This window comes from Winogradskyella sp., assembly GCF_025210595.1.
Lineage (GTDB): Bacteria > Bacteroidota > Bacteroidia > Flavobacteriales > Flavobacteriaceae > Winogradskyella.
In genome coordinates, this window is the sequence record NZ_JAOARH010000079.1 from 25,386 (window position 1) to 39,195 (window position 13,810).

Annotated in this window: 13 protein-coding genes; 9 read left to right on the forward strand and 4 right to left on the reverse strand. The window is 30.9% G+C overall.

Annotation, left to right across the window (positions count from 1 at the left end):
* Positions 1-16 precede the first annotated feature (16 nt).
* Genes N4A42_RS08270 through N4A42_RS08285 form a run of 4 tightly spaced genes read left to right on the forward strand, consistent with a single transcriptional unit; the run spans position 17 to position 4,018 of the window.
* On the forward strand, positions 17-1,534 hold the full coding sequence (locus tag N4A42_RS08270; RefSeq protein WP_294072647.1) for a hypothetical protein: 1,518 nt from the start codon (positions 17-19) through the stop codon (positions 1,532-1,534).
* Between the two features lie 3 nt (positions 1,535-1,537).
* A complete protein-coding gene (locus N4A42_RS08275) occupies positions 1,538-2,440 on the forward strand; it encodes a sterol desaturase family protein (RefSeq protein WP_294072649.1) in 903 nt (300 codons plus the stop codon).
* An 11-nt stretch (positions 2,441-2,451) separates the two neighbouring features.
* Complete coding sequence (locus N4A42_RS08280; RefSeq protein WP_294072651.1) at positions 2,452-3,261, forward strand: DUF547 domain-containing protein; 810 nt, start codon at positions 2,452-2,454, stop codon at positions 3,259-3,261.
* Entirely contained in the window at positions 3,254-4,018 is a 765-nt protein-coding gene (locus N4A42_RS08285) for a TIGR04283 family arsenosugar biosynthesis glycosyltransferase (protein WP_294072653.1), read from the forward strand. The genes N4A42_RS08280 and N4A42_RS08285 overlap by 8 nt, the downstream gene beginning before the upstream one ends.
* Before the next feature lies 1 nt (position 4,019).
* Here the strand turns inward: N4A42_RS08285 and N4A42_RS08290 are convergent, their stop codons facing one another.
* From N4A42_RS08290 to N4A42_RS08300, 3 genes are all read right to left on the reverse strand, one after another.
* Positions 4,020-4,748 carry a metallophosphoesterase family protein gene (locus N4A42_RS08290; RefSeq protein ID WP_294072655.1) on the reverse strand — a complete coding sequence of 243 codons (729 nt, stop codon included), beginning with the start codon at positions 4,746-4,748 and terminating at the stop codon, positions 4,020-4,022.
* Between the two features lie 68 nt (positions 4,749-4,816).
* The gene (locus N4A42_RS08295; protein ID WP_294072657.1) at positions 4,817-6,094 is read right to left on the reverse strand and encodes a POTRA domain-containing protein; all 1,278 of its coding nucleotides are present in this window, start codon (positions 6,092-6,094) and stop codon (positions 4,817-4,819) included.
* 114 nt (positions 6,095-6,208) lie between these two features.
* Positions 6,209-7,216 carry a glycoside hydrolase gene (locus N4A42_RS08300; RefSeq protein ID WP_294072659.1) on the reverse strand — a complete coding sequence of 336 codons (1,008 nt, stop codon included), beginning with the start codon at positions 7,214-7,216 and terminating at the stop codon, positions 6,209-6,211.
* A gap of 169 nt (positions 7,217-7,385) precedes the next feature.
* On the opposite strand from N4A42_RS08300, the gene N4A42_RS08305 reads away from it, so the two are divergent.
* The 5 genes from N4A42_RS08305 to N4A42_RS08325 are packed head-to-tail and all read left to right on the forward strand — an operon-like array spanning position 7,386 to position 13,291.
* Complete coding sequence (locus N4A42_RS08305) at positions 7,386-8,690, forward strand: FAD-dependent oxidoreductase (RefSeq protein ID WP_294072662.1); 1,305 nt, start codon at positions 7,386-7,388, stop codon at positions 8,688-8,690.
* Between the two features lie 2 nt (positions 8,691-8,692).
* A complete protein-coding gene (locus tag N4A42_RS08310) occupies positions 8,693-10,282 on the forward strand; it encodes a 4Fe-4S dicluster domain-containing protein (protein ID WP_294072665.1) in 1,590 nt (529 codons plus the stop codon).
* Complete coding sequence (locus tag N4A42_RS08315) at positions 10,282-11,112, forward strand: hypothetical protein (protein WP_294072668.1); 831 nt, start codon at positions 10,282-10,284, stop codon at positions 11,110-11,112. The genes N4A42_RS08310 and N4A42_RS08315 overlap by 1 nt, the downstream gene beginning before the upstream one ends.
* Positions 11,112-11,801 carry a glycosyltransferase family 2 protein gene (locus tag N4A42_RS08320; protein ID WP_294072671.1) on the forward strand — a complete coding sequence of 230 codons (690 nt, stop codon included), beginning with the start codon at positions 11,112-11,114 and terminating at the stop codon, positions 11,799-11,801. Before N4A42_RS08315 ends, N4A42_RS08320 begins: the two co-directional genes overlap by 1 nt.
* Before the next feature lie 56 nt (positions 11,802-11,857).
* A complete protein-coding gene (locus N4A42_RS08325; protein WP_294072754.1) occupies positions 11,858-13,291 on the forward strand; it encodes a cellulose synthase family protein in 1,434 nt (477 codons plus the stop codon).
* A gap of 5 nt (positions 13,292-13,296) precedes the next feature.
* On the opposite strand, the gene N4A42_RS08330 is transcribed toward N4A42_RS08325, so the two are convergent.
* Positions 13,297-13,725: an SRPBCC domain-containing protein gene (locus N4A42_RS08330; RefSeq protein ID WP_294072673.1), complete on the reverse strand. Its 429-nt coding sequence runs from the start codon at positions 13,723-13,725 to the stop codon at positions 13,297-13,299.
* Between the last annotated feature and the right edge of the window lie 85 nt (positions 13,726-13,810).

The window sequence follows — 13,810 nt, forward strand, 5'->3', positions numbered from 1 at the left end:
AATCATATTATAAATAATGAGATTATCTTTTTTAATTATTATAATTTTCTCTATTTCTTGTTTAGGTTTTTCTCAACAAGTACACAAAGGAAGCGTTATAAAGGATCGTCAATTCTTAATAGATAAAAAAGAACTTACGGCAAGTGATAGTTTAGGCAACTTTGTATCTATTAGACCGCACACTATTAATGGCACACTACGAAATTACTTTGTAGAACTCTATGAAAACCTTGATTTCACCAATCGTATTGAAATTGAAACAAAGGGTGATACCGATATTCTAAAGACTTTTTTGTACAATGGTAAAAGTTATGTTTTTCTAAAAGAGAAAAACGGAAAAACTATTTCTTTAATACTCAATAGTATTGATATAAAAACTAAAAAAATATCAAGTCAATTACTCTATTCTGTTAGTAAAGAAGAGGATTCTTCAATATTCAAAGCTCTTAAAAACAATTTCTTCATTGATCTTGATATTGCCTCAGAAATCACTCTAAGTTTTCCTGTACTAAACAATAAAGTAAACCATGTTATTGTAAAAATATTTTCAAAAGATTTACAACTCAAAAGCACATTCACTATTTCTCCAAACGCATCAAAATCATACAAAAACATTAAGTTTTTAACCACAATGCGTTTTGATGATAAAATCTATACGCTTTTTCAAGTTAATAATTCTGAAGATGATAATTTCTATGAGCTAATAAAAACCTCAAATAACAAAACACAATCATTAAAAATACAAATCCCCTCAAAGAGTTATGAACTCATCAACTCTAAAATAAAGAATAATCATTTTATTATTAGCGGCATTTTTTCTAATGTAAAAAAAGGAGGATATAAAGGATTTACTTATTACAATATTGATCTTAATACTTTTACATTAAATTCCTCAAAACAGAGCCTTTTTCAAAATAAAAAAGCCGAAACCTATTTTTCTGGATTTTTTAAAGACAATAGAAGTATTGATATTAAAGATATTTTTATAAACGATGCATTAGAAACCTATATTGTAGGTCAATTCTACATAAAAAAACGACAAAGCTTACCTGTTGGGATGCCTATTGCTTCATTTTCATTTTCGGGATTTGCTGGCTATATTACCATAAACCCTATTAGTACGAGTTATAAAGTTTTTGATGATCTCTTAATCGGAAAAATTAAAGCCAACGGCTCTTTAGAATGGGATAATTTATTACAATTACGACAAACCGAAAAAATTACTTCTAAATCTAACAAAAGAGACTCTTCTACGTTTACATTTTTTGCTAATGAACAAATAAATATTCTCATCAATGGCTTTATCGAAGAAAAAAAAGGACGATTATTTGTAAAACAAGACAAGCGCCCAAATAAGACTAATTTCTATAACATTACTGTAAACCCTTATGGAGGCATTTCGCAGAATATTATATTTTCTAATGCTAATTCTGAAACTATTTTTAGAGCTGAAAACTCAATAAAATCTAATAATATCATCCATATTTTAGGACAAGGAAATATGAGAAAGCAATTATTGATGTTAAAATTTTAATCTTTGGAAAAGTACATAGATATTATAAAAAACTCGTATTCTAATTATTGGAATTATCTAAAACACGAGCTTATAGACCTCAACCATTGGGATAACTATTTCTATGGACTTATAATCATTTCTATTTTGGTTTGGATTTTAGAAATTGCATTTCCTTGGAGAAAAGAACAAGCATTGTTTAGAAAAGATTTTTGGTTAGACACATTTTACATGTTCTTTAATTTCTTTCTACTTAATCTTATTGTTCTAATTGCCTTATCTAATACAGTTGCAGAGATATTTAATGACATATTAGATTCTATTGGCTTATCCTTATCTAGTTTTCAGTTATTTGACTCTACCGATTTACCTAAATGGTTAGGCTTACTCATTTTCTTTTTAGTAAATGATTTTGTGCAATGGAATACACATCGTCTTTTACATAGATTTGAATGGCTTTGGAATTTTCATAAAGTACATCACAGTGTAAAACAAATGGGATTTGCAGCACACTTACGCTACCACTGGATGGAACCAATAGTTTATAACTCTATACGTTATATTCCTTTAGCTATTATTGCTAATTACAGTTCACAAGATGTCGCCATTGTTTATTTCTTTGCCATAATAATAGGTCATTTAAATCATGCCAATCTAGGTTGGGATTATGGTATTTTAAAATACATTTTTAACAACCCTAAAATGCATATTTGGCACCACGCTAAAGAATTACCGCAACATGTAAGGTATGGAGTTAATTTTGGACTAACATTGAGTATTTGGGATTACATCTTTAAAACCAATTATATACCACATGATGGTAGAGATATTGAATTAGGTTTTGAAGGTGACGAAAATTTTCCTAAAGATTTTGTGGGTCAAGAATTATATCCCACATTCTCGGCTAAGCGAGAATCTCATGAATAAAATAACCTAACATGAAATATCTTTCAATTTTAATTGTATTCATTTTTTCACCTTCAAACTTTGAAACTAAAAATGAATTTACACAGAATCAAAATATTAAAACTACCTCTAGTATATCTAAACAACTTAAACCTCTAAAACTAGAAAAAACCGAAGTAATCTATAATTATTACAATGAAGAGTTTGATCATTCGTCTTTTAGCACTTTACTTAAAAAGTATGTTTCTACCCAAGGTAAAGTAGATTATAATGGTTTAAAAAGCCAAAATAAACTATTAAGAAATTATATAAAATCTTTAAGCAGCAATACACCTAAAGAAAAATGGAATGACTCTAACAAACTCGCTTATTGGATTAATGCTTATAATGCTTTAACTATTGATCTTATAATACGTAATTATCCTTTAAAAAGTATTAAAGATCTAAAAGACCCTTGGGATCAAAAACTTTGGAAATTTGGAGATAAGTGGCTTAATCTTAACGATATTGAACACCAGATTTTACGCAAAATGAATGAACCAAGAATTCATTTTGCCATTGTTTGCGCATCAGAATCTTGCCCTAAACTTCAAAACACAGCTTTTACAGCTAGTAATTTAGAAGAGCAATTAACTAACGCTACAAAAGGCTTTTTGTCAGACACATCTAAAAATGAAATATCTAAAAACAACATAAAGTTATCTAAGATATTTAAATGGTTTAAAAAAGATTTTGAACGAAATGGAAGCATTATTGATTTTTTAAATCAGTATTCAGATATTGAGATTTCAAATAAAGCTAAAAAGAGTTTTAAAGATTATAACTGGGATTTGAATGAGTAAAATTTCAATAATAATTCCTGTTCTTAATGAAATCGAAATGATTGGAAGTTTACTAAGGCATTTGGTAGACAGCTCCAACTCTAAAAACATTACAGAAATTATTGTTATTGATGGTGGAAGTAGTGATGGTACACAAGATATTGTTAGAGACTTCCACTCAAAATTTAAAGATCCAAAAACAACACTTCGACAAGCTCAGTGTGACAGTTCAGGATTGATAAATCCATCAAAATTAGTTTTACTTAATTCGCCTAAAGGAAGGGCAAAACAAATGAATATTGGTGCTAAACACGCTAAAGGTGATATTCTTTATTTTTTACATGCCGATTCATTTCCACCTAAAGATTTTGACCAACATATTATTAATGAAGTTAGTAAAGGAAATAATGCTGGTTGCTTTAGAATGCAGTTTGACAGCTCACATTGGTGGTTGCGTCTTGCCAGTTGGTTAACACAGTTTTCTTGGCGTGCATGCAGAGGTGGTGACCAAAGTCTATTTATTACAAAAACGCTTTTTAATGAGATTGGAGGCTATGATGAAAGCTATACTATTTACGAGGACAATATTTTAATTAACGAGCTTTATAAACGTAAACAATTTGTTGTTATCAATAAAAAAATACGAACCTCAGCAAGATTATATAAAAAAGTAGGCGTTTGGAAATTACAATATCACTTTTGGGCAATTTACGTAAAGCGTTGGTTTGGTGCTTCAGCAGATGACATGTTGGTTTATTATAAGAAAAACATAAGCTAACCTATTTATTCCTTCCTTTTTCATTAGGATATAACTCTGGTAAAACATCGCTCTGAAACACGTCTTTTGTATCGATATTAATTGCAGATAATTTTCCTGTAAATGCAGCACCTGTATCTACATTCCATATATTTATTGCTTGCATTGGATTAGATTTATGATAACGTATTGTTGGTGTATGACCAATATATATTTCTTGGTAATGCTTTAAACGATTAGGATACAAATCTGAATTCTTTTCAATACGCTTATCCATGGTCAATGCCATTTCCCATAGTGTTCTGTCGTAGTAAAATGTTTCTTTGTGCACCTCTCTTTCTACACCATGCATAGATGTAAAACCAGCATGTATAAAAAGACGTTTTTCATCATCTATATGATATAATGGCATAGTCTCAAAAAAATTGAGATGTGCTTTCTTTTTCTCATCAGTAAAATTACTATAACTCTCTATCGTTTCTTTTCCACCATGTACATACCAAATATCATTTACTGTTCTGTCTAACAACCAATGTTCACACCACACATCATGGTTTCCTTTAATAAAAATACAAGTATTGGTTTTGGAAAGTTGAATTAAATACTCGATTACTTGAGCTGACTCACTCCAACCATCAACATAATCTCCTAAAAAAATAAGTGTATCGCTCTTAGTTACATCAGCTCTTTCTAACACTTGTGTTAGGGCTTTTAATCCGCCATGAATATCACCAATTGCTAATGTTCTCATATTTCTCACCTTTTACACAAAACTAACTGTTAAAAGCTAAATACAATTTACACAAAATTAAATTACAGTTAAAAATATTGTCCAATACCAAAAACAATTCCGTTGTTGGCTTTATTACCAGACAAACTTAATCCATAATCTATTCTAAATACAGCATTAAAAATTCGTTTATGTATAAATCTTAACCCTAAACCTGTATATAGACTTGTATTATTTCCTTTTACCAAATCTTTAATATTACCACCAGGATTTTGCCAAGTACCAGCATCTATAAAAGCATTAGATTGTAAAGCAAACCATCCTTTTTCATAAACTGTATGTCTGTATTCTGTATTCAAAACAACAGATGCTGTTCCTCTATCTATGACATTACCAACTCCTCTTATATTTAGCTGATTATCTAAAGCAAAAGGTGCAAATGGTGTAGTGTCATTTGTTGCATAACCTAAACGCAATCTATTTGCCCAATTACCCTTATCTCCTATACGTTTATAATACTCAAAATCATTTCTACCTATAAAAAAGTTTTTAAGTAAATCTTTATTACCACTAGCATTAACAGTAAAATTATAATTAAAAGTACTTCTAAAACCTTTTATATATTGATAATCTATAGTAATATTATTGTAAGCATATTCACCCACAACAGAAGTTCGTCTTAGATTTAATTTTTCTGGAATTTCAATTGGCAAATCACCATCAATAAAACTGTAGTCTTCATCTGCGATATTTAACCCAAACTCTATTCGATTTTTAAAATCAAACTCGTAAAACACTCTAAACTCAATAGCTTTACTATTAAACTTGTAGTTAACATCACTTTTGTTATCAAAAAAAACAGGTTGTTGCAAAATGTTATTTTGATAGTTAACACCTATTCCTAATTTTCTTGTAAACAAATTAGGTGCTTCCCAAAAAAAACCATAGGAATTAAATACATTTTTACTATAAAAACCGCCAATAGTTTGATTTTGACCTAGCAAATTAAAATCGAAAACCGACAATCTATATGCAAGATCCTGATTAACATCTTGCGAAACATTTAACCCAGGAATTATGGCAAAATTCTCAACCACTTTGTAAGTTAATCTGTATGTTTTATTCTCTAACTTTTCAACAGCAAAAGAAGCACTTGCAACAGACGGTAACAACTTAAATCGCCTTATATCTGATGCCATTTTTACAGAATCTAACACATTTCCTTCTTTTACAAGTGCTAGTCGTTTAAGAAAACTACTTTTTGTTCTTTTATTACCTTCAATCTTAATTTCTGAAATATAATCTTGTGAAAAACTAAATTGACCTATAAGAAGTATTAAGGCCACCCCTATTAATTTAATGTTCATTATTAATTAGTATATGCACCTATACCATAAGCTTAGGAGCGATTCATCATTGCTTTTTAATAAAATTTTAGACGAATTCTAACAAATTACATTACAAGAGGTATTAATGTAAAACTATTTATACGCAGCATACTGTTTAGAAATCACTACTTCTACTGGCTTGTTTTGTGGTGTAAACATAGGATCATTTTCGCCACCTACTTCATCGTGCATAATAAACCATTTCCATATAAAACCACCAGCAAACCATTCTTCTTTCCAAAACGTTTCAAAAAGTGCTCTAGTAGTATTTACTTGCGCTTCTAGATTTACATCTGTCATGGTATGATCAGATACCCAAGGTTCTTTACCAGAATAATCAACACTCCTATATCCATATTCTGTAAAAAGAATAGGTTTATCTATCGCTTTAGTCATTTTTTCTATTCTAGGTTTATGAGTTCCCCAACCCTCTATACAATCTTGGTATGTTGGTGTTTTTTTATCACTAACAGGAAAATAAGCATCAATACCTATATAATCTAATTTATCCCAAAAAGGAGTGCGTCTAAACTCATCCCAATTAGCTGCATAGGTTAGTTTCCCTTTATAAATACTTCTAATTTTTGTTATTAATTTAAACCAATATTCTGGTCTATATTTAACAAACAACTCAAGTTCTGTTCCTATACATAATAACTCTGCATTAACCTCTTCTGCTAATTCGGTATATTCAAGAATAAAGCTGGTATAGGAGTCTTCTAACGCCTTCCATGCTTCTTCAGATGTCATCATAATTTTACCTGTAAACTCACCTCGCCAAACCCATATTTGAGGTTTTATCATTACCTTAATGTTTTGCTTTCTAAGTACTTCAATATATTGTTTTGCTCCTGCTCTGGTTTCACCAAACCATTGTTTATCTGTATTATGGTCTATATTGGGATGCTCTAAACTTTTTATAAACCCAAAAGGCATTATAGCAGCATAATTGGCATTAACATTTACCACAGGTATAACATGAGTATCATCTACTTTCTTAGGCGCTGCAACAAAGCTAACTCCGTTAACCTTACTTTGCTTGTATGGAGCAGCAGAACAATTAAAAATTAAAACAAGTAAAAAAAGTATTATAATCCTCATTTAGTAAAATTACATAAAAAACACTTTTCAAAAAAAAACCTAAACCTTACAACGCCACACCAATTTAAATTCTTTCTAAATTGAAAGCATCTATTAAGTTCTTATCTTTAAATTCGACAGACTTCACATCCAACAATTAAAAAGTTACCCAACTTTTAGGGCAGAAATTATGGAACATATTGTTATTATAGGAAACGGAATTTCAGGCACTACACTCGCAAGACACATAAGAAAGCTTTCCGACAAAAAAATTACTATTATTTCGGCTGAAACGGATTATTTCTTCTCACGCACTGCTTTAATGTATGTATACATGGGACATATGAAATTTGAGCACACTCAACCTTATGAAAATTGGTTTTGGAAGAAAAACAGAATCAATCTCAAAAAAGGCTATGTAGAAAACGTTGATACAAATTCCAAAACACTTCACTTTGCTAAAGGAGATACATTACAATATGATAAGCTTGTCATAGCTACAGGAAGTAAACCGAACAAGTTTGGTTGGCCAGGACAAGATTTAGATGGAGTTATGGGCATGTACCATAAACAAGATCTAGAAAATCTTGAAAAGCATGCTCCCAACAAAGAGGTTTGTAAACGTGCTGTCATTGTTGGTGGTGGACTCATAGGTATTGAATTAGCCGAAATGTTAAATAGTCGAAGTATTCCTGTTACATTTCTCGTTCGTGAATCTAGCTTTTGGAATGGTGTTTTACCAGATGGCGAAAGCGCAATGATAAACAGACATATAAAAAATCATCATATCGATTTACGTCTATCTACCAATCTAAAAGAAATAAAATCTGATGAAAACGGAAAAGTGAAATCAGTCATTATTGAAGAAACTGGAGAAGAGATACCATGCAATGTTGTTGGGCTTACAGCTGGTGTCTCACCAAATATAGATTTTATAAAAGGTTCTAAAATTGAAACAGGAAGAGGTATAAAAGTAAATCGTTACCTAGAAACCAATATACCAGATGTATATGCAATTGGCGATTGTGCTGAGCAACATGAAGCCATAGGAAACCGCAGACCTATTGAAGCTGTTTGGTATACAGGTAGAATGATGGGCGAAACCTTAGCACAAACCATTTGTGGAAATCGCATTCAATACAAACCAGGTCACTGGTTTAATTCTGCCAAATTTATGGATATAGAATACCAAACCTATGGCTGGGTTTTTGGATCTAAAGGCAAACCAGATTACGAACAACATTTTCATTGGAAACATAATGATGACACTAAATGTATTACTGTTGCTTACCATAAAGAAACCAACGAATTTTTAGGCATTAACACTTTTGGAATTAGAATGCGTCATGAAACCTTTAACAAATGGCTTAATGAGAAAAGAGACATTGAATATGTAATAAATCATCTCTCTGAAGCCAACTTTGACCCTGAATTTTATTCAAAATTTGAAAACGACATTTTATCAGCCTATAACAAGCAATTACAAACCGCATAATTATGAGTAATAAATTAAATCATAGTATGTCTTTAGCAAGACCAGATGCACTAGACATAACTACAAAACAAAAAGTTGCTTTAGCAGTTGGAGTTGTTGGTCTTTTTATATTAGCACTCGCGCTTTTCAACACTAATTTCCCTAACAAAGGGTTATTTTTAACACTATCTCTCGGTTTAATCAGTGTTGGAACTATAATCTATTCTAGAGAAGCGTATTTAGCCAAATTAGAAGGTATAAAAAATGATGGTGTTTGGTTTAAGTCTATTTCCTCTCGTGGAGTTTGGGGCTGGATTCTTGGTGTAATTCTTACTGCCTTTTATATTGTTTTATATTTCTATCCTCAATATTTAGGATTAGGAAAAGATGGTGCAGAAAACACAGGATTAATAAGTCTTTTTGATCCTTTAAGCCAGCTATTAAGTGGTAGAAATGCCAGCCAATGGTTTGTTTACGGAACTCTTTATACAGTTGCTATCTTACTTTTTGGATATAAATTTATTCTTAAATATAGACACAACCGCTATCAACAAATAAGGACGATATCTGTTATGTTCTTTCAATTAGGTTTTGCCTTTTTAATTCCAGAATTCATGTATGTCATGAATAACGATTTACCTTATTATGACTTAAAAAGTGTTTGGCCATTAAACTATTACATTTTTGATGAATGGTCTATAAAAGGCTTTTTGTCTAATGGCAATATTGGGCTTGCATTAATTGCATTTGGTATTTTATCAATATTTGTAATTACACCTATTCTTACCTATAAATTTGGAAAACGTTGGTATTGTTCTTGGGTTTGTGGTTGTGGAGGTTTGGCTGAAACTGCTGGAGATTCATTTAGACAATTATCTTCTAAAAAACTATCAGCATGGAAACTAGAACGCTGGTTAATTCATACTGTTTTAGTTTTTTCTGTGGTGATGACAACTGCAATGGTTTATACTTATCTAGGATATGACAGTAATAATTTTTGGTTAACAAGAAATGTATTCATCACTTTTGTTATTGCATTTTTAACCATTGTTTTTGTTGGCGTTATGTATTTTAAAAGACAAGAATTAGGAAAAGATGCAAAATTTGGCGCTATAGGTTTCTTTGCAACTATTGCTTTGCTAATTATTATGCATTTTACAGGCACAACAAATGAATTATTCTTTATTAAATCTAGTGCTTTAAGGTCTACTTATGGCATTTACATTGGCTCAATATTTTCAGGAGTTATTGGCACAGGGTTTTACCCTATATTAGGCAGTAGAGCTTGGTGTAGATTTGGCTGTCCTATGGCTGCCATTTTAGGATTCCAACAACGTCTATTTTCAAAATTTAGAATAACAACAAATGGAGGCCAATGCATTTCTTGCGGTAACTGTTCTAACAGTTGTGAGATGGGAATCGATGTTCGTGCATATGCCCAAAAAGGAGAAAATATTGTGCGCTCTAGCTGTGTTGGCTGTGGTATTTGCTCTGCTGTTTGCCCAAGAGGTGTACTAAAATTAGAAAACGATAGTATGAAAGGACGCATAAATCCTACCGAAGTTTTGCTAGGCAACGACGTTGACCTTATGAAACTTGTAAATCAAAAATAATGCGACTCTTTATTGTAGCTCTTTTTCTTTCTGCTTTTGCTTATAGCCAAGAATGGTATCATAAAATCCGTTTTAAAGATGGCAAAATAAATTCTGAAGGTTGGACTCTTAATGATATTAAAAATGGTTATTGGAAATTCTATTTCAAAAACGGACAAGTATCTAAAGAAGGTCATTTTAAAAATGGAAAAAAAGATGGCTTTTGGGCATTTTACAATTCTGATGGTCAGCTTACAGAAAAAGGACATTTTCTCAATGATCTAAAAACCAGTTACTGGACAGTTTACAAAGACAATCAAATTATTGAAAAAGGGCATTATAATAATAACAAGCGCATAGGACATTGGATGTTTTTCTATGACAACAGACAGTTAAAAGAAGAAGGCTATTACAAAAACGGTTTAAAAACCAATTTCTGGAAAACCTACTATGACAATGGAAAATTAGCTTATCAAGGTCATTTTTTTAACGGAAATCAAGATGGTTATTGGGTGTTTTATTACGAAAACGGACAATTAAAAAAAGATGGGCAATTCAAATTAGGAAAATCCATAAGCTATTGGCAATTTTACAACCCAAATGGTAAAAAGACGTCCGAAGGTCATTTTAAAAATGGTAAAAAGCAAAATTGGTGGTTGTTTTATGACGAAAATGAAAAAATTAATCATAAATGTCAATTGCACAATAATCAAAAAAACGGTTATTGTTTAAAGTATAAAAACGAAAAACTAATTTCAGCCATTAAATTTAAAAACGGAAAACGCATCAAAGAATGGACAGATTTAAAATCATTTAAAAAAGAAAACAAACTATCAGATCTAAGAAATTAATGACAAAAATTGTAGTTATTATCCCTGCCTTTAATGAAGAAAACTCTATCGCTCATGTTATAAAAGACATTCCTAACATAGTTAAAGAGATTATTGTTGTTAGTAATAACTCTACCGACAATACCGAAGAAATGGCTAAAAAAGCAGGAGCAACAGTTTTGTTAGAGCATCAAAAAGGTTACGGTTATGCATGTTTAAAAGGCATGGACTATGTAGCAAAACAAAAAGAAAAACCAGACATTGTTGTATTCTTAGATGGGGATTATAGCGATTACCCTGAAGAGTTAACGAAAATTATTCAACCTATTATTAAAGATAATATTGATTTTGTTGTTGGCGCTAGAGTAAAAGAGTTACGAGAAGAAGGTTCTATGACTGGTCCGCAAATTTTTGGCAATTGGCTAGCCACATCTTTAATGAAATTATTTTTTAGTTCTACTTTTACAGATTTAGGACCTTTTAGAGCTATAAAATATAATAAGCTATTAGAGCTTAATATGGAAGACAAAACCTATGGTTGGACCGTAGAAATGCAACTAAAAGTATTAAAGCAAAAACTAAGCTATAAGGAAATCCCTGTTAATTATAGAAATAGAATTGGCGTTTCAAAAGTTTCAGGAACGGTAAAAGGTGCTATATTTGCAGGCGTAAAAATCCTAGCTTGGATTTTTAAATACAGTTTTAAGTGATCTATTTACACTATTTTATAATTGTTGTTTACACAATTGCCATCATACTTATTTTTATGTATGCCTTGGCTCAATTAAACTTGTTATATAATTATCTTTCTTCTAAGAAGAAGCGAGAAAACTGCGACACTTATGACTTAAGTAACCCTAAAGAGGTTCCTTATGTTACAGTTCAACTCCCTGTGTTTAATGAAATGTATGTTATGGAACGTTTACTAGATAACATCGCTTTATTAGATTACCCAAAAGACAAGCTAGAAATACAAGTTTTAGATGATTCTACTGACGAAACTGTACACTCTACCAAAACACATATAGAAAGATTAGCAAAAACAGGTCTAGACATAAAACACATCACCAGAGAGAATCGTGTTGGTTTTAAAGCTGGAGCATTAAAAGAGGGATTAGAGATCGCTAAAGGTGAATTTATCGCCATTTTTGATGCCGATTTTTTACCACAACCCAATTGGTTAAAACGAACTATTCCATATTTTAAAGATAAAGACATTGGTGTTGTACAAACGCGTTGGGGACATATTAATAGAAACTACTCATTACTAACAAAAATACAGGCATTTGCATTAGATGCCCATTTTACTCTAGAGCAAGTTGGAAGAAACTCTAAAGGGCATTTTATAAATTTTAATGGAACAGCTGGTGTATGGCGCAAAACATGTATTATTGATGCAGGTAATTGGGAAGGTGACACATTAACTGAAGATTTAGATTTAAGCTATAGAGCACAACTTAAAAACTGGAGATTCAAATATCTTGAAGACGTTGAAACTCCAGCAGAATTACCAATTGTTATAAGTGCTGCTAGATCTCAACAATTTCGCTGGAATAAAGGTGGTGCCGAAAATTTTAGAAAAATGCTTTGGCGTGTTATCAAATCTAAAAACATCTCTGCTAAAACGAAAATACATGGGTTACTTCATTTACTAAACAGCTCTATGTTTTTAAGCATCTTTATAGTTGCGGTTTTAAGCATACCAATGTTATATATAAAGAATGAATATGCACATTTAAGAGACTATTTTTATGTAATGAGTTTCTTTATAATGAGCACTATTATCTTCTTTGTTTGTTACTGGTTTATGTACAGAAACATTTACGGAAGTGGCTTTAAAAAATTCTTTGGTTATGTAGGTATGTTCTTTACATTCTTCTCTATAGCAATGGGCTTTTCTTTACACAATTCTATTGCTGTTATAGAAGGCCATATTGGCAAGAAAAGTGAATTTGTAAGAACACCAAAATTTAATATCAGAAAGTTTAAAGACAACTGGAAAAACAACAAATACCTTAAAAAGAAATTATCATCTAATGTTATTATTGAAGGTATCTTAATGCTTTACTTCGGATTTGGACTTTATAGTGCATTTATAGTTGGTGACCAAGGCGGTGATTTTGGACTCTTCCCTTTTCATTTAATGTTATTCATTGGATTTGGATATGTCTTCTTTAAATCACTTAGATCTAAGGTTTAATACACTTATTCCCTATCCTTAAAAGGAACAATGATTCCTTTTTCCACATAGTCTTTTAGCCCTTTTAACAACATTGCCCAGCAATATGATGAATGTTTAAAATGTGTATTGCATTTTGGCCAACCTTTATGAAAAAACTTAAGGCATATGTCATTACCTTTTTCTTCTAAGTCAAACCCAAAGGTAGTAGAATTCCAATCAACATCAGACTTTGTCATTTTATAATGAATATGTTTCTGTTGCTTAACACTCTTAACTTCTGCATACCAATCATACTCATCTGTAAAATTAAAATTATATGTTTCTCCTTTTTTTGGTATTCCTGTACATTTTAATGGCCACCAATTAATTAAATGTTCTGGCTCAGAAACTGCACTGTAAACACTAACTTTATCACTATTAATCATAAGATTAAAATAAATAGAATGGCTCATTCTTTTTAGTTTTTAATTCTAATAAAGTTATTATTCTTTTTTTAATCCGACTACTTACCAGATTTAAATAATTCTATCTTTGATA

Coding starts and splice junctions, on each gene's coding strand:
- N4A42_RS08290 (WP_294072655.1), bottom strand. CDS start 4,748: ATGAGAACATTAGCAATTGGTGATATTCATGGCGGATTAAAAGCCCTA.
- N4A42_RS08330 (WP_294072673.1), bottom strand. CDS start 13,725: ATGAGCCATTCTATTTATTTTAATCTTATGATTAATAGTGATAAAGTT.
- N4A42_RS08320 (WP_294072671.1), top strand. CDS start 11,112: ATGACAAAAATTGTAGTTATTATCCCTGCCTTTAATGAAGAAAACTCT.
- N4A42_RS08315 (WP_294072668.1), top strand. CDS start 10,282: ATGCGACTCTTTATTGTAGCTCTTTTTCTTTCTGCTTTTGCTTATAGC.
- N4A42_RS08295 (WP_294072657.1), bottom strand. CDS start 6,094: ATGAACATTAAATTAATAGGGGTGGCCTTAATACTTCTTATAGGTCAA.
- N4A42_RS08310 (WP_294072665.1), top strand. CDS start 8,693: ATGAGTAATAAATTAAATCATAGTATGTCTTTAGCAAGACCAGATGCA.
- N4A42_RS08285 (WP_294072653.1), top strand. CDS start 3,254: ATGAGTAAAATTTCAATAATAATTCCTGTTCTTAATGAAATCGAAATG.
- N4A42_RS08270 (WP_294072647.1), top strand. CDS start 17: ATGAGATTATCTTTTTTAATTATTATAATTTTCTCTATTTCTTGTTTA.
- N4A42_RS08300 (WP_294072659.1), bottom strand. CDS start 7,216: ATGAGGATTATAATACTTTTTTTACTTGTTTTAATTTTTAATTGTTCT.
- N4A42_RS08305 (WP_294072662.1), top strand. CDS start 7,386: ATGGAACATATTGTTATTATAGGAAACGGAATTTCAGGCACTACACTC.
- N4A42_RS08325 (WP_294072754.1), top strand. CDS start 11,858: ATGTATGCCTTGGCTCAATTAAACTTGTTATATAATTATCTTTCTTCT.
- N4A42_RS08280 (WP_294072651.1), top strand. CDS start 2,452: ATGAAATATCTTTCAATTTTAATTGTATTCATTTTTTCACCTTCAAAC.